This is a genomic window from Pseudomonas sp. Yb2C2 (assembly GCF_052112325.1).
GTDB classification, from domain to species: Bacteria; Pseudomonadota; Gammaproteobacteria; order Pseudomonadales; family Pseudomonadaceae; genus Aquipseudomonas; species Aquipseudomonas marginalis.
Window position 1 is genome coordinate 43,482 of record NZ_JAVAJK010000005.1, and the last position, 22,475, is coordinate 65,956.

Genomic DNA, 22,475 nt, shown 5'->3' on the forward strand with positions numbered 1-22,475 from the left:
TAGGAACGGGTAACATAATAACGTCTCTATCAAATATCTGTCGCCGCTCATGCCTAAAACACCGCTTGCCAGCCGTCCACACGACCACTCTCACTGCGTGCATACCGCGCTGTCGGAGGCCGACACCCTGTGCGCACAGAAAGGCTTGCGCCTGACCGCCCTGCGTCGCCGGGTGCTGGAACTCGTCTGGCAGAGCCACAAGCCCCTGGGTGCCTACGACATCCTGGGTGTGCTCAGCGAGCAGGACGGCCGCCGGGCCGCGCCGCCGACCGTGTACCGCGCGCTGGATTTCCTGCTGGAAAACGGCCTGGTGCACCGCATTGCCTCGCTCAACGCCTTTGTCGGCTGCAACCACCCGGAGCACGCGCATCAGGGCCAGTTCCTGATCTGCCGCGAGTGCCACGCCGCCATCGAACTTGAACAAAAAAGCATCAGCGACGCCATCATCAAGAGCTCCGCCGACGTAGGCTTCCGGGTCGAAGGGCAGACGGTCGAAGTGGTCGGCCTGTGCTCGGGCTGCCAGGGGGCTTGATGAGCAACGCGTTAATCCGCCTGGAGCAGGTCGGCGTCACGTTTGCCGGGCAGAACGTGCTGGATAACATCGCCTTGAGCGTCCAGCCGGGGCAGATCGTCACCCTGATCGGCCCCAATGGCGCCGGCAAGACCACCCTGGTGCGCGCCGTACTCGGCCTGCTCAAGCCCGACACCGGCAGCGTGTGGCGCAAGCCCAGGCTGCGCGTGGGCTACATGCCGCAAAAGCTGCATGTTGATCCGACCTTGCCCTTGTCTGTACTGCGATTTTTGCGCCTGGTGCCCGGTGTGGACCGCGCCCGCGCGCAGGCCGCCCTCAAGGAAGTCGGTGCCGAGCAGGTCATCGACAGCCCGGTGCAAAGCATCTCCGGCGGCGAAATGCAGCGCGTGCTGCTGGCCCGTGCCCTGCTGCGCGAGCCCGAGTTGCTGGTGCTGGATGAACCCGTGCAGGGCGTCGACGTCGCCGGCCAGGCCGAGCTGTACAGCCTGATCACCCGCCTGCGCGACCGCCATGGCTGCGGCGTGCTGATGGTCTCCCATGATTTGCACCTGGTGATGAGCACCACCGACCAAGTGGTATGCCTCAACCGCCACGTGTGCTGCTCCGGCCACCCGGAACAAGTCAGCAGCGACCCGGCGTTCGTCGAACTGTTCGGCAAGAACGCCCAGAGCCTGGCGATCTATCACCACCATCACGATCACGCCCATGACCTGCATGGCGCTGTCGTTGACGATCCCGCGACGCCCCACACCCACGTTCATGGAGATAGCTGCAAGCATGGCTGATTTTCTGCTTTACGCCCTGCTGGCAGGCTTGGCTCTGGCGCTGGTGGCGGGCCCGCTGGGCTCGTTCGTGGTCTGGCGGCGCATGGCGTATTTTGGCGACACCTTGTCCCATGCCGCGCTGCTGGGCGTGGCCATGGGCTTCCTGCTGGATGTGAGCCCGACCATCGCCGTGACCGTGGGTTGCCTGCTGCTGGCGGTGCTGCTGGTGACCCTGCAACAGCGCCAGCCACTGGCCTCGGACACCCTGTTGGGCATCCTGGCGCCGAGCACGCTGTCCCTGGGCCTGGTGGTGCTGAGCTTTATGCATGAAGTGCGCATCGACCTGATGGCCTATCTGTTCGGCGACCTGCTGGCGATCAGCCCCACCGATCTTGCCTGGATTCTCGGCGGCAGCGCCGCAGTATTGGTGCTATTGGTCGCCCTGTGGCGCCCACTGCTGGCCATCACGGTGCATGAAGAACTGGCCAGGGTCGAAGGTTTGCCCGTACCAGCGTTGCGCATGGCCCTGATGCTGCTGATTGCCGTGGTGATCGCTGTCGCGATGAAGATTGTCGGCGTATTGTTGATCACATCGCTGTTGATCATTCCGGCCGCCGCCGCCCAGCGCCACGCCCGCTCGCCGGAGCAGATGGCAATCGGTGCCAGCCTGTTGGGGATGCTGGCAGTGTGCGGGGGCCTGGCGTTGTCATGGTTCAAGGACACACCGGCCGGACCGTCGATCGTAGTCACGGCGGCCGCCCTGTTTCTGCTGAGTTTTGTCCTGCCCCGTCGAGGGGTGTAGACTTGCTCGCTTTTTGCGCAAATAGAGAGTCGCAGGAATGAAGTTGTTCACCTCCCGTTATCTGCTCCTTGCCGCGTTTTCCCTGCTGCTGGGCGCCTGTCAAAGCACACCGCCCGCCGCCCCAGAGGCGCCGGATCCGCGTGCTGCGGCCATCGCGCAGCTGGAGCAAAACCTGGCCAGCAGTGAGCTGGCCACCGCCGAAGACCAACTGGCCGCGCTGCAGGCCCAGTCGCCCAATGACCCGACGCTGGAGCCCTACCAACGTCAATTGGCCGAGGCTTACCTGCAGCGCAGCCAGATTGTGCTGCAAAAAGGCGATGTAAACGCCGCCGCCACCGCCCTGAGCCGTGCCCGCGCGCTGATGCCCAAGGCGCCGGCGCTGACCGGTGGCGTCAACAGCGCCATCACCCACGCCCGTAAAGTCGAGCTGGATAAAGCCGAAGAGGCCCTCAAGGCCGCCGAAGCCAAGCCAGCTGCCAAGGTCATCGACCCGGCCGCGCCAAGCACCACCGTGGCGCTGAACCTTACTGATATTGAAGCGCTGCGCCATCAACTGGATGCGATTGCCACCGACGTGGTGAATTACCAGTGCGATGTGACGATCCAGGCGCCGCGCACCCAGGATTACCCGTGGCTGGCCACGTTGCTGACCAAACGGGTGAAGCGTATTGATTCAGGGTATGACCTGAAGATTCACCGGCAGATTCTGAAACATATTCCGGCGCAGGTTGTGCTGATCCCGCGCAAGGCGGAATAAAGCATCGGGGCGGTGCGACGATTCGACTTGCCCCCCCGATGGCGATCTAACAAACAACCAAAAAATCAGGCCGGAATCGCCTTAGCCTTCGGCTCACGATCCCAAACCCGATGCTGTGCAATCGCGGCAAAAAACGCCTTGAACGCTTTCGCATCCGAACCCACGATCAACCCCGCATCCGTCTCCAGCTTCAGCAGATCCAGCAGTGGCTTCACGTCACTGGCAACCGCAATCGCCTTCAGGTGTTTGTAGGCTTCCAGAACGTAATGCAATGCCACACCATCACCGCTCAGTGCTTTAACCGACTCTTTTCCGCCTGGAATAAATACGGCGTCAAACGCAATCGACGGCATGCCTTCCATCGACGCATCCACCGGCAGGCGCTTGCCATCCGCCGTCTTCACCGGCGCCGAGGTCGGCCCCAGCAACTTGGCATGGGCACCTTCTGTCTCCAGTGCTTGTTTCAGCGCATCGATTGCCGCTCCATCCACACCGTCAGCCGCGAGAATCGCGACTTTGCGCGTCTTGATATCGCCGGACAGCAGGTTCACCTGGCTCAATGCCGGCGACTCTTTCAGCGAAGACTCACGCGGCGCTACCGTGCCTTTGGTCGGCGCCGGCAGACCAAGGTTCTGCGCCACGCGCTTGGCCAGTTCCAAATCGATATTGGCCAGAATCTCGTTGACCTGACGCGCGCGGATAAACTCGCGCTCCACCTTGCCCAACTCGAAGCTGTAGGCCGCGATGATGTGCTCTTTCTCGTGGTGGCTCATGCTGTGGAAAAACAGCGCAGCCTGGGAAAAGTGGTCACCAAACGACTCACTGCGCTCACGCACCTTATTGGCATCGACGCGCTCGTAATAGGTTTCGAAACCGCCATCCTGGGCAGACGGTGGCGTTTCTTTCGGCCAGCCGCCATCGATCGAGTTCGGCTCGTAAGCAGCACGGCCCTTGTCGATCACGGTGCGGTGCTGGGCGTCGCGCTGGCCGTTGTGGAAAGGTACTACCGGCCGGTTAATCGGCAGCTCATGGAAGTTCGGACCGCCGAGACGGCTGATCTGCGTATCCGTGTAGGAAAACAGACGACCTTGCAGCAACGGGTCGTTGGTGAAGTCGATACCCGGCACGATGTGGCCCGGGCAAAACGCGACCTGCTCGACTTCGGCAAAGAAGTTATCCGGGTTACGGTTCAGCACCATCTTGCCCAGCGGCGTGATCGGCACCAGTTCCTCGGGGATGATCTTGGTCGGATCGAGCAGGTCAAAGTCGAACTTATGCTCGTCTTCTTCCGCAACGATCTGCACACCCAGCTCCCACTCAGGGTAGTCGCCGCTTTCAATCGCTTCCCACAGGTCACGGCGGTGGTAATCGGTATCTTTACCGGCAAGCTTTTGCGCTTCGTCCCACACCAGGGAACAGGTGCCGACCTTCGGGTGCCAGTGGAACTTCACAAAGCTGGACTTACCTTCGGTATTGATCAAGCGGAAGGTGTGAATGCCAAACCCCTGCATGGCACGCAGGCTTTTTGGAATGGCGCGGTCAGACATCGCCCAGATCACCATGTGCGCCGACTCCGGCTGCAACGAAACAAAATCCCAGAACGTATCGTGGGCCGAGCCGCCGGTAGGAATTTCGTTGTGTGGCTCAGGTTTTACCGCATGCACGAAGTCGGGAAACTTGATCGCATCCTGAATGAAAAACACCGGCATGTTGTTGCCGACCAGGTCGAAGTTGCCCTCGTCGGTGAAGAACTTCACCGCGAAACCGCGCACGTCACGCACCGTATCGCCCGAGCCACGCGGGCCCTGCACGGTGGAGAAACGCACGAACACCGGGGTTTTATGCTCGGGGTTACGTAGGAAACCTGCCTTGCTCAGCGCGGAATGGTTTTCATAGGTCTGGAAATAGCCATGGGCGCCGGTGCCCCGGGCATGCACGATGCGCTCGGGGATACGCTCATGGTCAAAGTGCGTGATTTTTTCACGCATGATGAAGTCTTCCAGCAGCGAGGGGCCGCGGGCACCGACTTTCAATGTGTTCTGGTTGTCGGAGATCTTCACGCCTTGGTTGGTACGCAGGGCCTGGCCGGTCGCATCGGAACGGAATTCCTCCAGGGCTTGCAGCTTGGCGTTGGTGTTGCCACGGTCCAGGGTGTCGGTGCCTGCAAGTTCACTCTTCGACGGGGTGGCTGGCTTCTTGGTACTCATCAGTCAAAACTCCTTATTCAAAGTGGCCAGAGCGGTCCCCGGCTCGTTTGAGCAAAACCCCAGGCACGGCACCTGGGAAATCGAGTTGCTTAAGTAGTGACTGACACGGTTTTCTGCCGTTCCTTTTTTATGACCTTTGATCGCGTTATTGCCAAATCACTGGTTGAATGCGAAATAAATGCTAAGAAACGCTATACGGACAGGCTAAAATGCGCGCCCGGCTAACCGCTGATCCCTTTTCAATGCGCCCCACAAGGTTCGCTACGTGATCGAGTTTCAAAACGTCCATAAAACCTACCGCGTCGCCGGTAAGGATATTCCCGCGCTGTACCCCACCAGCCTGCGCGTCGAAAACGGCCAGGTGTTTGGCCTGATCGGCCACTCGGGTGCAGGTAAAAGCACGCTGCTGCGCCTGATCAACCGCCTGGAAGAGCCCAGCGGCGGCCAGATCACGGTGGACGGCGAAGAAGTCACCGCCCTGGACGCAAACGGCCTGCGCCGTTTCCGCCAGCAGGTCGGGATGATCTTCCAGCACTTCAACCTGCTGGCGTCCAAGACCGTTGCCGACAATGTGGCCTTGCCACTGACCCTGGCCGGCGAATTGTCGCGCAAGGACATCGACCAACGTGTCGCCGAGCTACTTGCCCGCGTCGGCCTGTCGGACCACGCCAAGAAGTACCCGGCGCAGTTGTCCGGTGGCCAGAAGCAGCGCGTCGGCATCGCCCGCGCCCTGGCGACCAAGCCGAAAATCCTGCTATGCGACGAGGCCACCAGCGCCCTCGACCCGCAGACCACCGCCTCGGTCCTGCAATTGCTGGCCGAGATCAATCGCGAGTTGAAACTGACCATCGTGCTGATCACCCATGAAATGGATGTGATCCGCCGCGTGTGTGACCAGGTAGCCGTGATGGACGCCGGCGTGATCGTCGAGCAAGGCTCGGTGGCGGACGTGTTCCTGCACCCCAAGCACCCGACCACCAAGCGCTTCGTGCAGGAAGCCGAGCAGGTCGATGAAGGCGAGCAGCGTGATGACTTCGCCCATGTACCGGGTCGCATCGTACGGCTGACGTTCCAGGGTGAAGCGACCTACGCGCCATTGCTGGGTACCGTCGCCCGCGAAACGGGGGTGGACTACAGCATCCTCGCCGGCCGCATCGACCGCATCAAAGACATCCCCTACGGGCAACTGACCCTTGCGGTCACCGGCGGTGACATGGAAGCGGCCTTTGCCCGCTTTACCGCCGCAGACGTCCACATGGAGGTGCTGCGCTGATGGACGTTTTCTTGAGTTTCTTCGCCAATATCGACTGGTCCGAAATCTGGCTCGCCACCGGCGACACCATGATCATGCTGTTCGGTTCGCTGTTCTTCACCGTGGTATTGGGCCTGCCTTTAGGCGTGCTGCTGTTCCTGACCAGCCCACGCCAGCTGTTCGAGCAAAAAGGCCTGTACGCGCTGCTGTCGCTGGTCGTGAACATCCTGCGCTCGCTGCCGTTCATCATCCTGCTGATCGTGATGATCCCGTTCACCGTGCTGATCACCGGTACCTCCCTGGGCGTAGCGGGCGCGATCCCGCCGCTGGTCGTAGGGGCCACGCCATTCTTCGCGCGCCTGGTGGAAACCGCCTTGCGTGAAGTGGACCGCGGCATCATCGAGGCCACCCAGTCCATGGGGGCCAGCACCCGCCAGATCATCATCAACGCGCTGCTGCCCGAGGCACGCCCCGGCATCTTCGCGGCGATAACGGTGACGGCGATTACCCTGGTGTCCTACACGGCCATGGCCGGTGTCGTCGGTGCCGGAGGCCTGGGTGACCTGGCGATCCGTTTCGGTTACCAGCGCTTCCAGACCGATGTGATGGTGGTCACCGTGGTAATGCTGTTGATCCTGGTGCAAATTCTGCAAACCGTCGGCGACAAGCTGGTGGTGCACTTTTCTCGAAAATAACGGCCATTGCCGGTCAAAAGCCGGCACATGCCCGAACAAGGAGCTTGTTGGATGAAAAAACTACTGGTTGCTTTCGCCGCCGTTGCCGCGTTTTCCGCCCACGCCGCCGAGACCCTGAAAGTCGCTGCCTCGCCGGTGCCCCACGCGGAAATCCTGGAATTCGTGAAACCTGCCCTCGCCAAAGAAGGCGTGGACCTGCAAGTCAAAGTCTTCACCGATTACGTACAGCCCAACGTCCAGGTAGCGGAAAAGCGCCTGGACGCGAACTTCTTCCAGCACCAGCCATACCTGGATGAATTCAACAAAGCCAAAGGCACTCACCTGGTGAGCGTCGGCGCTGTGCACCTGGAGCCCCTGGGCGCTTACTCCAGCAAGTACAAAAAACTGGAAGACCTGCCTGACGGCGCCAACGTGGTGATCCCGAACGACGCCACCAACGGTGGCCGCGCGCTGTTGCTGCTGGCCAAGCACAACCTGATCACCCTGAAGGACCCGACCAACATCCTGTCGACCATCAAGGACATCACCGAAAACCCGAAAAACCTGAAATTCCGCGAACTCGAAGCCGCCACCCTGCCGCGCGTGCTGACCCAGGTCGACCTGGCGCTGATCAACACCAACTATGCGCTGGAAGCCAAGCTGGACCCGTCCAAGGACGCCCTGGTGATCGAAGGCAATGACTCGCCTTACGTGAACATCCTCGTGAGCCGCGAAGACAACCAGGATTCGGACGCGATGAAGAAGCTGATTGCAGCCCTGCACACCCCTGAGGTGAAGCAATTCATCCAAGAGAAGTACAAAGGCGCGATCCTGCCGGCGTTCTGATCCGACTCGGTCTCCAACACGCTGGAGATCAAAAAATGTGGGAGGGGGCTTACCCCCTCCCACATGTGTTGTGTATTGCCTTGTTACTTGCGCTGCAACAGCCCTGGCAGTTGCGCCACCAGCTTCTGGTTGTTCAACGGCGCACGGATAAAGCCGCGCTGGGTACCATCCGGACCGATCAGCGCCAGGTTGCCGCTGTGGTCGACGGTGTAGTTGGGCTTGCTGGTGTCTGCCGGGATGAACGGGATGCTCACGGCATTCGAGACCTTCTGCACATCCTCCACGTTCGCGCCGGCGAGGCCTTCGAATTGCGGGTCGAAGTAGCCCAGGTACTGCTTGAGCTGGGTCGGGGTGTCGCGGTTCGGGTCGACGCTGACCAGGATTACCTGCAACTTATCCACAGCCTCCTTAGGCAACTCGCTCTTGATCTGGCGCAGTTGGGCGAGGGTGGTCGGGCAGATGTCGGGGCAGAAGGTGTAGCCGAAGAACAGCAGGCTCCACTTGCCTTTCAACTCGTTGACCCGCACCGGCTGGCCGTCCTGGTTGGTCATGCTGACCGGCGGCAGCTGGCGGCTTTGCGGCAGCAGGATGATGCCGGCGTCGATCAACGCGGTAGGGTCGCCCTGGCCCTTGCCCGAGAGCACTTTGTTAACGGTCAGGCCCATGATCAACGCGACGATGGCCACCAGGATAAAGACGGTTTTTTGAGTTCGAGTCATAGGTTCAACAGTAAGTAGTGGTCTACGAGCAGGGCGATAAACAGCAGGAACAGGTACCAGATAGAGTACTTGAAGGTGTTGATCGCCGCGTGCGGCTGAGCGCCACGGTACAGCACCCAGGCCCATTGCAGAAAGCGTCCGCCCAAAACCAGCGCACAGGCCAGGTAGAGCGGGCCGCTCATGTGGATCACATAGGGCATCAGGCTCACCGCCAACAGGGCGAAGGTATAGAGCAGGATATGCACCTTGGTGTAGTGCTCCCCGTGAGTGACGGGCAGCATCGGGATATCGGCCTTGGCGTATTCCTCCTTGCGGTGAATGGCCAGGGCCCAGAAGTGCGGCGGGGTCCAGGCGAAGATGATCAGCACCAGCAACAAGGGTTCGGCGCTGACATGGCCGGTGACGGCAACCCAGCCCAACAGCGGTGGCGCGGCACCGGCCAGGCCTCCGATGACAATATTTTGCGGCGTCGCACGCTTGAGAAAACCGGTGTAGACCACCGCGTAACCGAGCAGCGAAGCCAGCGTCAGCCATGCCGCCAGGGGATTGGTGAACGCCAGCAACAAGGCCAATCCTGCAACGGCTAGAAACAAAGCAAAGGCCAGCGCCGCCACCGGCGACACACGCCCCTCCGCCAACGGTCGCTTATGGGTGCGGGCCATCACCGCATCAATCCGCCGGTCCACCACATGGTTCACCGCCGCCGCGCCACCGGCACACAGGGCTATCCCCAGGTTGCCGAAAACCAGCACCGCCCACGGCACACCGGCGCGGGTGGCGAGGAACATGCCGACCAGGGAGGTGATGAGCATCAGCACCACCACTTTCGGCTTGGTCAGCTCCAGGTAGTCGCGCCAGATCGCCTGGCTGTGGCGCGCGCCGATCAAGGTCGCCATGGCATCTCTCCTTTAAGGGTGATGAGGCCCGATACGTGTTTGCGCGGGCTGAAGCGCCAGCCGAAGGGCAACTGGTGACGCACCCGGACCAGACTGGTGCGGGCGTGGTAATTGACCAGCACCAGGGTCAATAACAACGCTGCACCGCCGGCGTTATGGCCGACCGCAACCGGCAGCGGCAGGTGGAAATAGACGTTGCTCAGGCCCAGGCTGATTTGTGCCGCCAGGGCAATCAACAGCAGGCCCGCGAGCCGCGTCATACCCACCGCACGCAGCTGCCAGGCCAGCCCCGCAAGCACCAGGGTGACCAGCACTGCACCGATGCGGTGGGTCAGGTGGATAGCGGTGCGCGCGTCGCTGTCGAGCTGGCCGCCCAGGTAATTGGGGCCGATGTGCTGGGTCAGGTGAAAGCCGTTGGCAAAGTCCGCCGCAGGCCACCACTGGCCATGGCAGGTGGGCAAATCGATGCAGGCCACCGCTGCATAGTTGGAACTGACCCAGCCGCCCAAGGCGATCTGGCCGATCACCAGCACCAGACCCGCCGTGGCCCAATATTGCAGGCGCCTGGGCACGATCAACGCGGGCAGCACGCCGGACAAACGCAGGGTCAGCAGGAACAACAGGCTCAAGGTCGCAAAGCCGCCCAACAAGTGCCCCGTCACCACCTGGGGCCACAGCTTCAAGGTCACCGTCCACATGCCAAACGCCGCCTGGGCGAACACCACCATCAACAGAAAGAACGGCAGTTTCACTGGCTGGCCCGGATCACGCCGATGGCTCCACGAACGCGCCGCCAACAGCACAATCAACAGGCCCAGGGTGCCGGCGAAGTAGCGATGGGTCATCTCCGCCCAGCCCTTGTCAGCCTCCACGGGCGTATCGGGAAAATGCAATTCGGCATGGGCCAGCTGTGCCTCGCTTTGCGGCACGCTGATAAAGCCGTAGCAGCCCGGCCAGTCCGGGCAACCGAGGCCGGCGTGGGTCAGGCGGGTGTAGGCGCCAAGCAGCACGACGATCAACGCCAGCAAAGTGGCAAACAACGCGAGGCGAAATCCAGGTTTGGCCATGACGATGCCCTTATCCGATGTTCGACAGTTTCAACAGGTGGCGCAGGTCATTGAGCAAGTCCTTGCCCTTGACCTTGGCGTCGTAGCGCAGCACCAGGTTGCCGTGGGGGTCGACGATCCACAGTTGCGCAGCGCCCGGCGCGGCGGCGTTTTTGGTGAACGTCGAGAGATCCAGTGAGTAGCGCTGCAATTGCGGGTATTCGGCCTTCAGCTTGGTGTCATAGTCGGCAGCGACCGGTTGCGCACTGGCCAAGGCATGGCTGGCGCGTGAAGCGTCGCGCCCCAGGCCGATCTGCAACTGGCGCGCAAGGTACACCAGTTGCTGGCAATCGGCGGCGCAGGCGCCAGGCGCGGTGACCAGCAACTGCCAGCGCTGTTCATCGGCCTGCACGCCAATATCGGCGCGGGTCTGACCGTTACCGATCATTTCTCCGTGGTAGCTGCGACTGTCCGGCACCCAGAACTGCAGTTTGTACATGAAGGTGGCCAGCACCATCGGACCGATCACCATCAGCAGGATCAGCATCAGCTGCCAGCGGCCTTTGCGCCGATCAGGTACCTCAGACATGTTGAGTGGATTCGTGGCCGTTCCCATGGGGCTTCTCCTTTGTGGTGTGCCATCCGAGGTAGAGGTAAAGAGCCAGTAGCGCCAGGGACATGGCGAACCACTGCACCGCGTAGGCCAAGTGTTTTTCCGGCCCCATCGCAACGATGGGCCAGGTGGTTTCGTACGTGCCGGGGCCGGCTTCGGTGCGCAGCTCATAGGCAAAACCGTTGCGGCCCAGCTCAGCCCACAGCGCGGCGGGGTGCAACGCGGTCAACAGGCGCGGCCATTGCGCGGTCGTGGGGTCCGCATGCAGCTGGAAGGTTTCGCCGGGCGCGACATACACCCAGGCGTCGAGATTTAAAGGCTGATCCGGGGTGGTGAAGACGGGCGGGGTGCGCCGATCCGGCCACGGCAACCAGCCCCGATTGAGCAATAACCACAGGCCGCTGGCCTGGTCATGAAAGGGTTGCAGCAACTCGACACCTGCCTTGCCGTCGCGCATGCGGTTATCCAGCAATACGCTGTGCTCGGCATCGAATTGCCCGCGCAGATGCACGCGGCGAAAGGCCGGGTCCGCCATATCCCCGAGTTGCACACTGCTGATCGGCTCAGCGGCGCGGCGTTCGGCATAGCTGTCCACCAGCAACTGCTTCTCATGGCCGCGCGACAGCTGCCAGACGCCCAAGCCCACCATCAAAGGCAGCAGAATCATCACCACCACAGTCGGTGCGATACCTGGACGAAAGCGTTTCATGGCGCTGGCTATACTTGTTTTCATTGCCCGCCCATCCCCTTAATGCCCACCAACGCCAGGAACCAGACCATGCTCAAAGCAGCCATTGCCCTGATGCTGATCGCGACCGTCGTGAGCCTGTTCAGTGGCCTGTTCTTCCTGGTCAAGGACGAGGGCAACTCCAACCGCCTCGTGACGGCCTTGACCGTGCGTGTGGTACTGGCCGTGATCACCGTGGCATTGATCGCCTGGGGATTTTTCAGCGGCCAGCTGGTATCTCATGCGCCCTGGTAAGTCGCCTCAGAGCACATAGACGAAGAAAAACAGCCCGATCCACACCACATCCACGAAGTGCCAATACCAACTGGCCGCCTCGAAACCGAACTGATGCTCGGCATTGAAATGCCCGCGCAGGATGCGCATCAGCATCACAAACAAAATGATGGTGCCGATGGTCACGTGAGCACCGTGGAAGCCCGTGAGCATAAAGAACGTCGCGCCGTACACCCCCGAACCCAAGGTCAGGCCCAGTTCTTTATAGGCATGGATGTATTCCTCGGCCTGGAACCCGAGGAATGCCAGGCCCAGCAAGACGGTGATCGCCAGCCAGATTTTCAGCGCGCCGCGATGCCCCTTGCGCAAGGCGTGGTGGGCAATGGTGATGGTCACGCTGGAACTCACCAGCAGGATGGTGTTCACCAACGGCAAGCCCCACGGGCTGATGGTGCCCTCCGGCGCGGGATAGAGCTTCGGGTCCGGGTTGTTGAGCAACGGCCAGGCAAACTCGAAGTTCGGCCACAGCATGTGCGCAATGCCTTTGGGGCCTTCGCCGGCCAATGCGGGACCGGACAAATGGCGCACGTAGAACAGCGCACCGAAAAACGCGATGAAGAACATCACCTCGGAAAAAATGAACCAGGTCATGCCCCAGCGAAACGAGCGGTCCATCTGGGCGCTGTACAAACCGGCGCGGCTTTCCTTGATCACTGCACCGAACCAGCCAAACAGCATGTAGGCCAGCAACAGCCCTCCGACGAAAAAGATCCACGGCCCGTGGGATTCAGGGCGTGCCGCCTTCAGGTCGTTGAACCACACGGCCAGGCCATACACGGTGACCAGCATGCCAATCGTGGCAATTATCGGCCATTTGCTTTGCGCTGGTACGTAGTACGTATCATGAGTCGACATGTATTCGCTCTCCTGATTGAGCGGGCAAACAGTAGCTAGCCGCCGGTACGGACAGCCACGGGCGGTTGGCGCGCAGTGATATCAAACAGCGTGTACGCCAGGGTCAAATGCTTCACATCCTTGGGCATGTCACGGTCGACAATAAAACGCACTGGCATCTCGATGCGTTGGCCTGGCTGCAGCACTTGCTGGGTGAAGCAAAAGCATTCGGTCTTGTGGAAATACATCGCCGCTTCGGCGGGGGAAATGCTCGGCACCGCCTGGGCGGTCATCGGCTTGTCAGTGGGGTTGTAGGCCACGAACAGCATCTCGGTGACGGCACCGGGGTTGACCACCACCTCGTCAGCCTTGGAATGAAACTCCCAGACCATGTCGATGGCATTGGTGGACAGGAACTGCACCCGTACCTGGCGCGTGAGGTCGACGACCTGCTCGCCTTCGTACTGCCCGGCCGTCTTGCCGTTGATGCCGAACGCCTTGCACATCACGTCGTAGATCGGCACCAGGGCAAAGCCGAAGGCGAACATCGCTACCACCAGGATCAGCAGGCGGGTAACCAGGCGCTTGAGGGGCACGGAGTCAGCCATGACCACCTCCGCTTACCCTGTTCATTTGACCTCCGGTGGCGTGGTGAAGGTGTGGTACGGCGCGGGCGAGGGCACGCTCCACTCCAGGCCTTCGGCGCCATCCCACGGCTTGGCCGGCGCGGGCGGGCCGCCACGGATGCACTTGATCACGATAAACAGGAAGAAGATCTGCGTGGCGCCAAACATGAACGCGCCAATCGACGAGACCATATTGAAGTCGGCGAACTGCAGGTTGTAGTCCGGCACCCGACGCGGCATACCGGCCAGTCCCACGAAGTGCATCGGGAAGAACGCCATGTTCATGCCCACGAAAGACAACCAGAAATGCAGCTTGCCCAGGGTTTCGTCGTACATGTGGCCGGTCCATTTCGGCAGCCAGTAGTAGGCCGAGGCGAAGATGCCGAAGATCGCACCAGGCACCAGTACGTAATGGAAGTGCGCCACCACGAAGTAGGTGTCGTGATACTGGAAGTCCGCCGGGGCAATCGCCAGCATCAATCCGGAGAAGCCGCCGATGGTGAACAGGATCACAAAGGCCACGGCAAACAGCATCGGCGTCTCGAAGGTCAGGGAGCCTTGCCACATGGTGCTGACCCAGTTGAACACCTTCACGCCGGTGGGCACCGCAATCAGCAACGTGGCGTACATGAAGAACAACTCGCCGACCAACGGAATGCCCACCACGAACATATGGTGCGCCCACACGATAAACGAGAGGAACGCGATGCTCGCCGTGGCGTAGACCATCGACGTATAGCCGAACAACGGCTTGCGCGAGAAGGTCGGGATAATCGAACTGACGGCGCCAAACGCCGGCAGGATCATGATGTACACCTCGGGGTGGCCGAAGAACCAGAACACATGCTGGAACAGCACCGGATCACCGCCACCGGCCGCGCTGAAGAAGCTGGTGCCGAAGTGGATGTCCATCAACATCATGGTCACGCAGCCGGCCAGCACCGGCATCACCGCGATCAGCAGGAACGCAGTGATCAGCCAGGTCCAGACGAACAGCGGCATCTTCATCAGGGTCATGCCGGGCGCGCGCAGGTTGAGGATGGTGGCAACCACGTTGATCGCGCCCATGATCGAGCTGATGCCCATCAAGTGGATGGCGAAGATGAAGAACGTCACGCTTTCCGGCGCGTAGGTGGTGGAGAGCGGGGCGTAGAACGTCCAGCCGAAATTCGGCCCGCCACCAGGCGTGAACAGGGTCGAGACCAGCAGCAGGAACGCCGCCGGCAGCAGCCAGAAGCTGAAGTTGTTCATGCGCGGCAAGGCCATGTCCGGCGCGCCGATCATCAGCGGAATCATCCAGTTGGCCAGGCCGACAAACGCCGGCATTACCGCCCCGAACACCATGATCAGGCCGTGCATGGTGGTCATCTGGTTGAAAAACGCCGGCTCGACGATCTGCAGGCCAGGCTGGAACAGCTCGGCACGGATCACCATGGCGAACGAGCCGCCGAGCAGGAACATGGTGAACGCGAACCACAGGTACATCGTGCCGATGTCCTTATGGTTGGTGGTCAGCACCCAGCGCATCAAGCCTTTGGCGGGGCCGTGGGCATGGTCACCGGCGTGGCCATGGTCATCGATCACAGCGCTCATGGCCGTTCTCCTGCAAGCGAGTGGGCGGGGCGGTTCGGGGCATACGCAATGAATGAAGTCATTTGCTTTCCGCCTGCTTGATGGCCAGCACGTCTTTAGGCGTGACCATGTCGCCTTTGTTGTTACCCCAGGCGTTGCGCTCGTAGGTCACCACGGCGGCGATATCCACTTCCGAGAGCTGCTTGCCGAATGCGGCCATCGCCGTACCGGGCTTGCCGTGGTAGACGAGGCTCAGGTGACCTTCCTTGGGCCCGGTGGCGATTTTCGAACCCTTGAGGGCCGGGAACATCGGTGGCAGGCCCTGGCCCTCGGCCTGGTGACAGGCCACGCAGGTGGTGTGGTAGACCTTGTCGCCGCGGGCCACCAGCTCTTCCAGCGTCCACTCCTTGGAGGTCAGCTCCTTGAGCTTGGCGGCCTCTGCCTTGCGCTCGCCGAGCCAGGTGTCGTAGTCGGCCTTGGACTTGACCTCTACCACGATGGGCATGAAACCGTGGTCCTTGCCACACAGTTCGGCGCATTGGCCACGGTAGATGCCAGGCTTCTCGACGCGGGTCCAGGCTTCGTTGACGAACCCCGGGATGGCGTCACGCTTGACCGCAAAGGCCGGCACCCACCAGGAGTGGATCACGTCGGCGGCGGTCACCAGGAAGCGCACCTTGGCGCCCACCGGCAGCACCAGCGGCTGGTCGACTTCCAGCAGGTAATGTTCGCCCTTGGTGGCCTGGTTATGGATCTGCTCGGCGGGCGTGGCCAGGTTGCTGAAGAACTCCACGTCCTGGCCCAGGTATTTGTAGTGCCACTTCCACTGATAGCCGGTGACCTGGATATCGATATCCGACTCGGTGCTGTCGTAGATATTGATCAGGGTCTTGGTCGCCGGAATGGCCATCGCGACCAGGATCAGCAAGGGCACCACGGTCCAGAGGATTTCCACGGTGGTGCTTTCGTGGAATTTGGCCGCAACCTGGCCCGTAGAGCGGCGATGAAGGATCATCGACCAGAACATCGCGCCAAAAACGACAATGCCGATCACTACACAGATCCAGAAAATGGTCATGTGCAGGTCGAACACAGCGTGACTGACTTCAGTTGCCCCTGGCGCCATATTCGTTGTCCAGGCGGCGTGCGCCTGGCCGAATACCGACCACAACAGGAGGCCCATCCAAACATGTGGATGTCGCGTCATTGCGGGTTCCCCTTATCGTTCTTGTTATCCCGCCGGTTTGCACCTGCGTCGAAGGGAGCGGCTTCCATACTGCTTACAACCGCTTAGCCTTACCTGCTTATGCAGTCTGGCGTCATCAGCTAATCGCGTACAAACCCGAGTATAGACACGCTCTGCAACCCCGCAATGTGTAGGGGCAAATGAGCAAAAATGAGTGGCCAGGCCTAATAAAACCGGCTGCGGAATCGTTTATCCGACCAACGATGGCAATTCGATATAACGCCTGTGCATAACCATGAAATAATTATGACAAATGCGTCTTAGGCGCTCGTATAAACGAGCTACCTTATGCTGTCCCTATTCCTACGCCTGCTTCACTGGAGCCTTCATGAACACCGCCGCATTGCGCGAGCAGATTTCCCGTGCCCATCAACACGAATCCAGCACTGGCCAGTTGGCCAAGCAGCTGGAAGAGCAATTGCCGCACCTGCATTCGGCCATTTCCCTGGCTGATGGCGATCGCAACATTGTCATGACCCGTTTCGTCACGGCCTACATCGATCTCGTGCCGGACCTGCTGGACGCCGCCAACGACGTGGCCCGCGAGGCCGGCATCGAAAGCCAGATCAAGCCAGTGCTGAAAATCGCCGAGCATTTCTTCCTGCAGCCCCCCGCGATCCTGGCCGGCCATGAAGGGCTCGACGGTCTGCTGGACGAGGCTTACCTGGCCCATCGCCTGGTGGAAGAGGTCAACGATTTGTATATCAAACACTTTGGCCAACCACTGATTCCAGCAGATACCACCGTGGCCAACGTGATTGCCCATCAGTTGATCGGCGAAGCATTCGCCAACCAGCTGGATGAAGCCGTTCATCATGCGGTGGATGAAATGCTCAACGAAGACAGCTTTGCACTGGAGTCTGTCGAAGCGTATCGCGAACAGCTGAAAAGCCCGGCAACGGAAGCCGCGTGGAAGCGCTGGCCGTGCCTGTCCCGCCAGCTGGGGGTTGAGTTGGCGTTGGATCAGCCGGCTTAAATCCTAAATGACACAGAGAATGAATGTGGGAGGGGGCAAGCCCCCTCCCACATGTTGATCCCACTCCCTCAGCCGACTGAGGGCGCCGAGCCGATCCCTGTCGTCATCCTGACCCGGCCTTCGAGCCTGCGCTTCAACCCACGCGCCTCGATCACCAGCCTCGAGCCCTTGGCCGCATTCGCCCGGTCCCATTCCTCCAGCAACTCCAGGCAGGAATGGTCGATATAACTCAGGTTACTCAGCGGTACGTGCACAGTCGTGCCCGGAGGCACCGTCGCCAGCACCCGGGTCAACGCCGGCACTTTCAGGAAAGTCGCCGCACCGGTCAAACGCAGCTCCATTTCCCCCTCCGGGGGCAGGTCGATCAGACTGACTTTCAGGCGCGAGGCCTTGAGCGCCAGCTTGACCAGTGTGAGCCCGAAGCCCACCAGCACACCGGTCAGCAGGTCGGTGAAAATGATCGCCAACGCCGTGGCCGCGTAGGTAAACATCGGCATACGCCCATAACGACCGAGGGCCTTGAAGGCCTTGATGTCCACCAGCTTGATCCCGGTGTACACCAACACACCCGCCAGGCTTGCCACAGGAATGCTTTGCAGCACGCTCGACAGCAACAGTACGAACCCCAACAGCCATACGCCATGGAACATGGCTGACAACCGCGTGGTGGCACCGGCCTGCACGTTGGCCGAGCTGCGCACGATCACACCGGTCATCGGCAGGGCACCCACCAGGCCGCACAACATGTTGCCCACGCCTTGGGCGGACAATTCCTTATCGAAATCGGAACGCTGGCCGCTGTGCATGCGGTCGACCGCTGCCGCAGAGAGCAAGGTTTCGGCACTGGCGATAAACGCCACCGCAAACGCAGCGATCAACAACTGAGGGTCAGCCAGGTTCAACAGGTCGCTGGGACGCAGCCAATCGATGGCGTCGGCGAGGTTCTCCGGGACTTCCACACGCTTGACCTGCAGCGCCAGCACCAGGCTGGTCACCGTTGCCAGGCCCACGCCCAACAGGGCTCCGGGCACGAAACGCAGGGTTTGCGGACGGAATTTATCCCACAGGTACATCACCAGCATCGTCGACAAACCGAGCAATCCGGCCTGCCAACCCAGTCCGCCGCCCAAGGTAGGAATCGCCTGCACCAGCGCGGCGGGGAAGCCCGCCAGGTTATCCAGCCCGGAGGGCTTGGGCGCACCGTCGAGCATCACATGGATCTGCGATAGCACAATCAATACGCCGATCCCCGCCAGCATCCCGTACACCACTGCCGGCGCCGTGACGCGGAACCAGCAGCCCAGGCGCAGGCGCCCGGCCACCAGTTGCAGGAAGCCGGCCAGCAGCAGGATCGGCCCGAGCATCAGCATCCCATGCTGGCGCACCAGCTCGAACACCAATACCGCCAGCCCCGCCGCCGGGCCGCTGACCTGCAGCGGCGAGCCCGCCAACCAGCCCACCACCAGGCCACCGATAATCCCGGTGATCAGGCCCTTGGCCGGCGGCATGCCGGACGCGATGGCGATCCCCATGCACAGGGGCAGGGCGACCAGAAACACAACCACGGAGGCGAGCAGCTCCCGTGGCAATACAGCTTTCAATTGAGCAGCACGCATGATGGCTCTCCCGAGGTATTCGCCGGGCGCGGCAAAGCCTGGCTGCATCCATGGCAGCCACCGCTTTACCCGGCAGGGAAGTGTTTAGAAGCGCGCTTTAGGCGTCGCGGAAGGAATCGGCCCTTCGCCGCTTAACGGTCGGAATGCCGACTGATCAGCATCGTAGGCTCGAATTTCACTGGTCTCGATGTTGTAGATCCAGCCGTGAATAAACAGCTGACCGTTGGCCATGCGCGACGCCACCGAAGGATGGGTGCGCAAATGCTGCAGTTGGGCGATGACGTTTTCTTCGGTGAGCACTTTCATGCTCTCGCCTTCGTTGGCACAGTCGCAATTGTCCTCGACCATGGACTTGGCGACTTCGGCGTGCCGCAGCCAGGCCCTTACCGTTGGCATCTTCTCCAGGCTGGCGGGGTTGAGGACCGCGCGCATGGCGCCACAATCGGAGTGCCCGCACACGATGATGTGCTGCACGCCCAGGGCCAGTACTGCGTACTCGATGGCAGTGGAAACACCGCCGTTCATCTGCCCATAAGGCGGCACGACGTTACCGACGTTGCGGGTCACGAACAGGTCGCCGGGAGAGCTTTGGGTAATCAGCTCAGGCACGATGCGCGAGTCGGCGCAGGTAATGAACATCGCCCGCGGGCTCTGGGCCGTGGCGAGTTTCTTGAAGAGTTCTTCCTGCTGAGGGAAGACGTCGTGATGGAAATGCAAAAAGCCGTCAACGATGTGTTTTAGCGCTGCATCGGCAGACTCTGCCACCTGAGGGGCTGAAGCCGACGCAGCCAACGGCTGTTTATCCTTGTCACTCATGATTCATCCTCTTGATTAATGCAGGGGAGTTTTCAGGTCAGTTCGACGCCAGGCCAGTGAAATAGTTGTAAAAGCCACCAACCAGACTGCCGACTCATCAGTCACTCGCTGAACAAGGTAACCACCGAAACTTAACTCAAACTGAATGAACCGCTCTAGATCGCGGGTTTCAGTGATGTCAAAACGCGACTATTCCTACAGGAACGGTGCATTCTGCCTTTTCAGTCTACAACAATGCCATCTGTCTGCCCGGTGGACAGAACGCCGTGCAATCCAGATTGAAGCCTTCTCTGCGATCGAGCCCCAGGCGTTTGATCGCCTTGCTGAAGCGCTGGGCCAGCAGGTCGGCAAACGGCCCCTCGCCCCGCATGCGGACACCGAACCGGCTGTCGTAGACCTCACCACCGCGCACCTGGCGCACCAGGCTCATCACATGGGCCGCACGCTGCGGGTAATGCGCCGCCAGCCACTCCTCGAACAGCGGCGCCACCTCCAGCGGCAGGCGCAACATCATGTACGCCGCACTCTGCGCACCGGCGGCATGGGCTTCGGTAAGCAGGCTTTCCAACTCGCTGTCGTTGATCATCGGGATCATCGGCGAGCACAGCACGCCCACCGGGATGCCCGCCTCGCGCATCACCCGTATGGCCCGCAACCGTGCCTTGGGCGCGGCGGTGCGCGGCTCCAGGATGCGCTTGAGCTCATCATCCAGGCTGGTGAGGCTGATCATCACCGCCACAAGGCGTTGCCTGGCCAGCTTCGCCAGCAGGTCCAGGTCGCGCAGGATCAACGAGCCCTTGGTGATGATGGTGACCGGGTGCCGATAGCGCAGCAGCACTTCGAGGGTTTGCCGGGTGATCCTGTACTCACGCTCGATAGGCTGGTACGGGTCGGTGTTGGAACCCAGGTTGATCGGTGCACACACATAGCCCGGCTTCGACAACTGCTGTTCCAGCACGTCGGCCGCATTGCTCTTGGCGATCAGCCTGGTTTCGAAATCCAGCCCCGGTGACATGTCCCAATAGGCATGACTGGGCCGTGCATAACAGTAAATGCAGCCATGTTCGCAGCCACGATAGGGATTGATGGAGCGGTCGAACGGCAGGTCCGGAGAGTTGTTGCGGGTGATGATGGTCTTGGCCGTTTCGATGCGCACTTCGGTGCCCTGGGTCGGCGGCACTTCCTGGTACCAGCCGTCGTCCTCCGCCACGCTGACGGTGGGCGCAAAGCGGTTATGCAGGTTGGTGGCCGTGCCCCGACCACGGGGCGGCAGCGGAGTAGACATGAAAGCGCCTCGATACTGTTTTTATATACAGTATAGAGGCGCGAGGTTCCTGACCAGTGCCGTCTGGCGGTCAGTGCTTTTGTGTGACCTGCCCCAGGTCATCGCCCGAGGTGGTGCGCATGTCGTTCTTGCGCAGGTCGGCCACGTCACTGGCTTTCACTGCGGCACCCTGGTTACCCCAACTGCCACGGATGAAACTGACCACATCCGCCACTTCCTGGTCCGACAGGCGCCAGGCGAACGCCGGCATGGTAAAGGTCGACGGCGCCGTGTGAGTGGCCGGCAACGTGCCGCCGTTCAACACGATGTTGATCAACGACGTGGCGTCCGCAGTCTGCACCACCGGGTTGCCCGCCAACGCCGGGAACACCCGCGTGTAACCATGGCCATCGGTACGGTGGCAGGCCGCGCAGTTGTCGATGTACACCGAGGCGCCGGGCTTGCTGTCATCGCCCTTCCACAGCGCCTCGGCCACCTGCTTGTCATACTGGTGCGGCTGGTCCTGCGGGTCCACCGCCGGCAGGCTCTTGAGGTAACGGGCGATAGCGGTCAGGTCGTCCTGGGACATGTACTGCATGCTATGCACGACCACGTCGCTCATACCACCAAATACCGCGCTGCGATCACTGCGACCGGTCTTGAGGAATTGCACCAGCTGCGCCTCGCTCCAACTGCCGAGGCCGTCCTTGTGGTCACCGCGCAGGCTCTTGGCGATCCAGCCTTCCAGTGGCGCGCTGCCGGACAGGAAGGCCTTGCCGTCAGTCGCGCTCAGGGCTTTTTCCTGCATGGTCAGGGCGCGTGGTGTATGGCACGCGCCACAGTGGCCAAGGCCTTCCACCAGATAGGCGCCACGGCTGATCACCGGGTCTGCGTCGGCCACGACAGGCTTATCCACCACCTCAGGGGCAAACATCCAGCGCCACGCCGCCAGCGGCCAACGCATGCTCAACGGCCACGGAATGTCGCTGTCCTTGTTCACCTGGGCGACCGGTTCCACGCCCTTCATGAAGTACGCATACAACGCCTGCATATCGCTTTCGCTGACACGCGCATAGGACGGGTAGGGCATCGCCGGGTAAAGCGTACTACCACTCTTGGCGACACCGTGACGCACGGCCTTGTCGAAGTCCTCGAAGCTGTAGTCGCCCAGGCCGGTCTTGTCCGGGGTGATGTTGGTGGAATAGATCACACCGATGGGGGTTTCCATCGGCAGGCCACCGGCGAACGGTTTGCCGCCCTTGGCGGTGTGGCAGGCCACGCAGTCGCCGGCGCGGGCCAGGTATTCGCCCTGCTTGATCAGGTCGGTTTCGGCGGCACTGATCGAGCAGCTGCTGAGCAGGGCAAACGTCGCGATAACAAATGCTTTCATGGTCAT

23 protein-coding genes are annotated in these 22,475 nt (G+C 61.3%); 9 read left to right on the forward strand and 14 right to left on the reverse strand.

Annotated features, from left to right (window positions below):
• Nucleotides 1-49 precede the first annotated feature (49 nt).
• Genes zur through Q8X51_RS08300 form a run of 4 tightly spaced genes read left to right on the forward strand, consistent with a single transcriptional unit; the run spans nucleotide 50 to nucleotide 2,855 of the window.
• Complete coding sequence (zur, locus tag Q8X51_RS08285; protein WP_026136513.1) at nucleotides 50-532, forward strand: zinc uptake transcriptional repressor Zur; 483 nt, start codon at nucleotides 50-52, stop codon at nucleotides 530-532.
• On the forward strand, nucleotides 532-1,317 hold the full coding sequence (gene znuC, locus Q8X51_RS08290; protein ID WP_323146619.1) for a zinc ABC transporter ATP-binding protein ZnuC: 786 nt from the start codon (nucleotides 532-534) through the stop codon (nucleotides 1,315-1,317). The genes zur and znuC overlap by 1 nt, the downstream gene beginning before the upstream one ends.
• Nucleotides 1,310-2,098 carry a zinc ABC transporter permease subunit ZnuB gene (gene znuB, locus Q8X51_RS08295; protein WP_027608036.1) on the forward strand — a complete coding sequence of 263 codons (789 nt, stop codon included), beginning with the start codon at nucleotides 1,310-1,312 and terminating at the stop codon, nucleotides 2,096-2,098. The genes znuC and znuB overlap by 8 nt, the downstream gene beginning before the upstream one ends.
• 37 nt (nucleotides 2,099-2,135) lie before the next feature.
• Nucleotides 2,136-2,855, forward strand: coding sequence for a PA5502 family lipoprotein (locus tag Q8X51_RS08300; protein WP_065926854.1), 720 nt, complete (start codon nucleotides 2,136-2,138; stop codon nucleotides 2,853-2,855).
• 65 nt (nucleotides 2,856-2,920) lie between these two features.
• Here the strand turns inward: Q8X51_RS08300 and katE are convergent, their stop codons facing one another.
• Entirely contained in the window at nucleotides 2,921-5,062 is a 2,142-nt protein-coding gene (katE, locus tag Q8X51_RS08305) for a catalase HPII (protein WP_323146620.1), read from the reverse strand.
• Between the two features lie 265 nt (nucleotides 5,063-5,327).
• Between katE and Q8X51_RS08310 the strand changes: the two genes are divergently transcribed.
• From Q8X51_RS08310 to Q8X51_RS08320, 3 genes are read left to right on the forward strand one after another with little or no spacing between them, the layout of a single operon-like run.
• A complete protein-coding gene (locus Q8X51_RS08310; RefSeq protein WP_065926852.1) occupies nucleotides 5,328-6,335 on the forward strand; it encodes a methionine ABC transporter ATP-binding protein in 1,008 nt (335 codons plus the stop codon).
• Nucleotides 6,335-7,009 (forward strand): methionine ABC transporter permease, encoded by a 675-nt coding sequence (locus Q8X51_RS08315; protein ID WP_065926851.1) that lies wholly within the window; start codon nucleotides 6,335-6,337, stop codon nucleotides 7,007-7,009. The genes Q8X51_RS08310 and Q8X51_RS08315 overlap by 1 nt, the downstream gene beginning before the upstream one ends.
• Before the next feature lie 51 nt (nucleotides 7,010-7,060).
• Nucleotides 7,061-7,834, forward strand: a complete 774-nt coding sequence (locus Q8X51_RS08320) for a MetQ/NlpA family ABC transporter substrate-binding protein (protein WP_065926850.1) — start codon at nucleotides 7,061-7,063, stop codon at nucleotides 7,832-7,834.
• Between the two features lie 83 nt (nucleotides 7,835-7,917).
• On the opposite strand, the gene Q8X51_RS08325 is transcribed toward Q8X51_RS08320, so the two are convergent.
• Genes Q8X51_RS08325 through Q8X51_RS08345 form a run of 5 tightly spaced genes read right to left on the reverse strand, consistent with a single transcriptional unit; the run spans nucleotide 7,918 to nucleotide 11,841 of the window.
• Nucleotides 7,918-8,553, reverse strand: a complete 636-nt coding sequence (locus Q8X51_RS08325; protein ID WP_065926849.1) for an SCO family protein — start codon at nucleotides 8,551-8,553, stop codon at nucleotides 7,918-7,920.
• Nucleotides 8,550-9,449 carry a heme o synthase gene (gene cyoE, locus Q8X51_RS08330; protein ID WP_065926848.1) on the reverse strand — a complete coding sequence of 300 codons (900 nt, stop codon included), beginning with the start codon at nucleotides 9,447-9,449 and terminating at the stop codon, nucleotides 8,550-8,552. The genes Q8X51_RS08325 and cyoE overlap by 4 nt, the downstream gene beginning before the upstream one ends.
• Nucleotides 9,437-10,516 carry a COX15/CtaA family protein gene (locus tag Q8X51_RS08335; RefSeq protein ID WP_407693779.1) on the reverse strand — a complete coding sequence of 360 codons (1,080 nt, stop codon included), beginning with the start codon at nucleotides 10,514-10,516 and terminating at the stop codon, nucleotides 9,437-9,439. The genes cyoE and Q8X51_RS08335 overlap by 13 nt, the downstream gene beginning before the upstream one ends.
• A 10-nt stretch (nucleotides 10,517-10,526) precedes the next feature.
• Nucleotides 10,527-11,111, reverse strand: coding sequence for a hypothetical protein (locus tag Q8X51_RS08340; RefSeq protein ID WP_065946462.1), 585 nt, complete (start codon nucleotides 11,109-11,111; stop codon nucleotides 10,527-10,529).
• Nucleotides 11,077-11,841, reverse strand: a complete 765-nt coding sequence (locus tag Q8X51_RS08345; protein ID WP_065926845.1) for an SURF1 family protein — start codon at nucleotides 11,839-11,841, stop codon at nucleotides 11,077-11,079. Before Q8X51_RS08345 ends, Q8X51_RS08340 begins: the two co-directional genes overlap by 35 nt.
• 45 nt (nucleotides 11,842-11,886) lie before the next feature.
• Here Q8X51_RS08345 and Q8X51_RS08350 point away from each other — a divergent pair, with 45 nt between their 5' ends.
• Nucleotides 11,887-12,090 carry a twin transmembrane helix small protein gene (locus Q8X51_RS08350; protein WP_016978774.1) on the forward strand — a complete coding sequence of 68 codons (204 nt, stop codon included), beginning with the start codon at nucleotides 11,887-11,889 and terminating at the stop codon, nucleotides 12,088-12,090.
• A 6-nt stretch (nucleotides 12,091-12,096) separates the two neighbouring features.
• Here Q8X51_RS08350 and Q8X51_RS08355 read toward each other — a convergent pair whose 3' ends face one another.
• The 4 genes from Q8X51_RS08355 to coxB are packed head-to-tail and all read right to left on the reverse strand — an operon-like array spanning nucleotide 12,097 to nucleotide 16,368.
• Nucleotides 12,097-12,984, reverse strand: coding sequence for a cytochrome c oxidase subunit 3 (locus Q8X51_RS08355; RefSeq protein WP_027608047.1), 888 nt, complete (start codon nucleotides 12,982-12,984; stop codon nucleotides 12,097-12,099).
• Nucleotides 12,985-13,019: 35 nt separating this feature from the next.
• Nucleotides 13,020-13,571 carry a cytochrome c oxidase assembly protein gene (locus Q8X51_RS08360; RefSeq protein WP_065926844.1) on the reverse strand — a complete coding sequence of 184 codons (552 nt, stop codon included), beginning with the start codon at nucleotides 13,569-13,571 and terminating at the stop codon, nucleotides 13,020-13,022.
• Nucleotides 13,572-13,592: 21 nt separating this feature from the next.
• On the reverse strand, nucleotides 13,593-15,182 hold the full coding sequence (gene ctaD, locus Q8X51_RS08365) for a cytochrome c oxidase subunit I (RefSeq protein ID WP_024072609.1): 1,590 nt from the start codon (nucleotides 15,180-15,182) through the stop codon (nucleotides 13,593-13,595).
• Between the two features lie 58 nt (nucleotides 15,183-15,240).
• Nucleotides 15,241-16,368: a cytochrome c oxidase subunit II gene (gene coxB / locus Q8X51_RS08370; protein WP_065926843.1), complete on the reverse strand. Its 1,128-nt coding sequence runs from the start codon at nucleotides 16,366-16,368 to the stop codon at nucleotides 15,241-15,243.
• Between the two features lie 367 nt (nucleotides 16,369-16,735).
• Here coxB and Q8X51_RS08375 point away from each other — a divergent pair, with 367 nt between their 5' ends.
• Nucleotides 16,736-17,383 carry a hypothetical protein gene (locus Q8X51_RS08375; protein WP_027608050.1) on the forward strand — a complete coding sequence of 216 codons (648 nt, stop codon included), beginning with the start codon at nucleotides 16,736-16,738 and terminating at the stop codon, nucleotides 17,381-17,383.
• A gap of 68 nt (nucleotides 17,384-17,451) precedes the next feature.
• Here Q8X51_RS08375 and Q8X51_RS08380 read toward each other — a convergent pair whose 3' ends face one another.
• From Q8X51_RS08380 to Q8X51_RS08395, 4 genes are all read right to left on the reverse strand, one after another.
• Nucleotides 17,452-18,999, reverse strand: coding sequence for a SulP family inorganic anion transporter (locus tag Q8X51_RS08380; RefSeq protein WP_065946461.1), 1,548 nt, complete (start codon nucleotides 18,997-18,999; stop codon nucleotides 17,452-17,454).
• Between the two features lie 84 nt (nucleotides 19,000-19,083).
• A complete protein-coding gene (locus Q8X51_RS08385) occupies nucleotides 19,084-19,815 on the reverse strand; it encodes a carbonic anhydrase (protein ID WP_027608119.1) in 732 nt (243 codons plus the stop codon).
• Nucleotides 19,816-20,041: 226 nt separating this feature from the next.
• Complete coding sequence (locus tag Q8X51_RS08390; RefSeq protein ID WP_407693778.1) at nucleotides 20,042-21,100, reverse strand: PA0069 family radical SAM protein; 1,059 nt, start codon at nucleotides 21,098-21,100, stop codon at nucleotides 20,042-20,044.
• Between the two features lie 70 nt (nucleotides 21,101-21,170).
• Nucleotides 21,171-22,469 carry a cytochrome c gene (locus Q8X51_RS08395; RefSeq protein WP_027608121.1) on the reverse strand — a complete coding sequence of 433 codons (1,299 nt, stop codon included), beginning with the start codon at nucleotides 22,467-22,469 and terminating at the stop codon, nucleotides 21,171-21,173.
• Nucleotides 22,470-22,475: the final 6 nt, after the last annotated feature.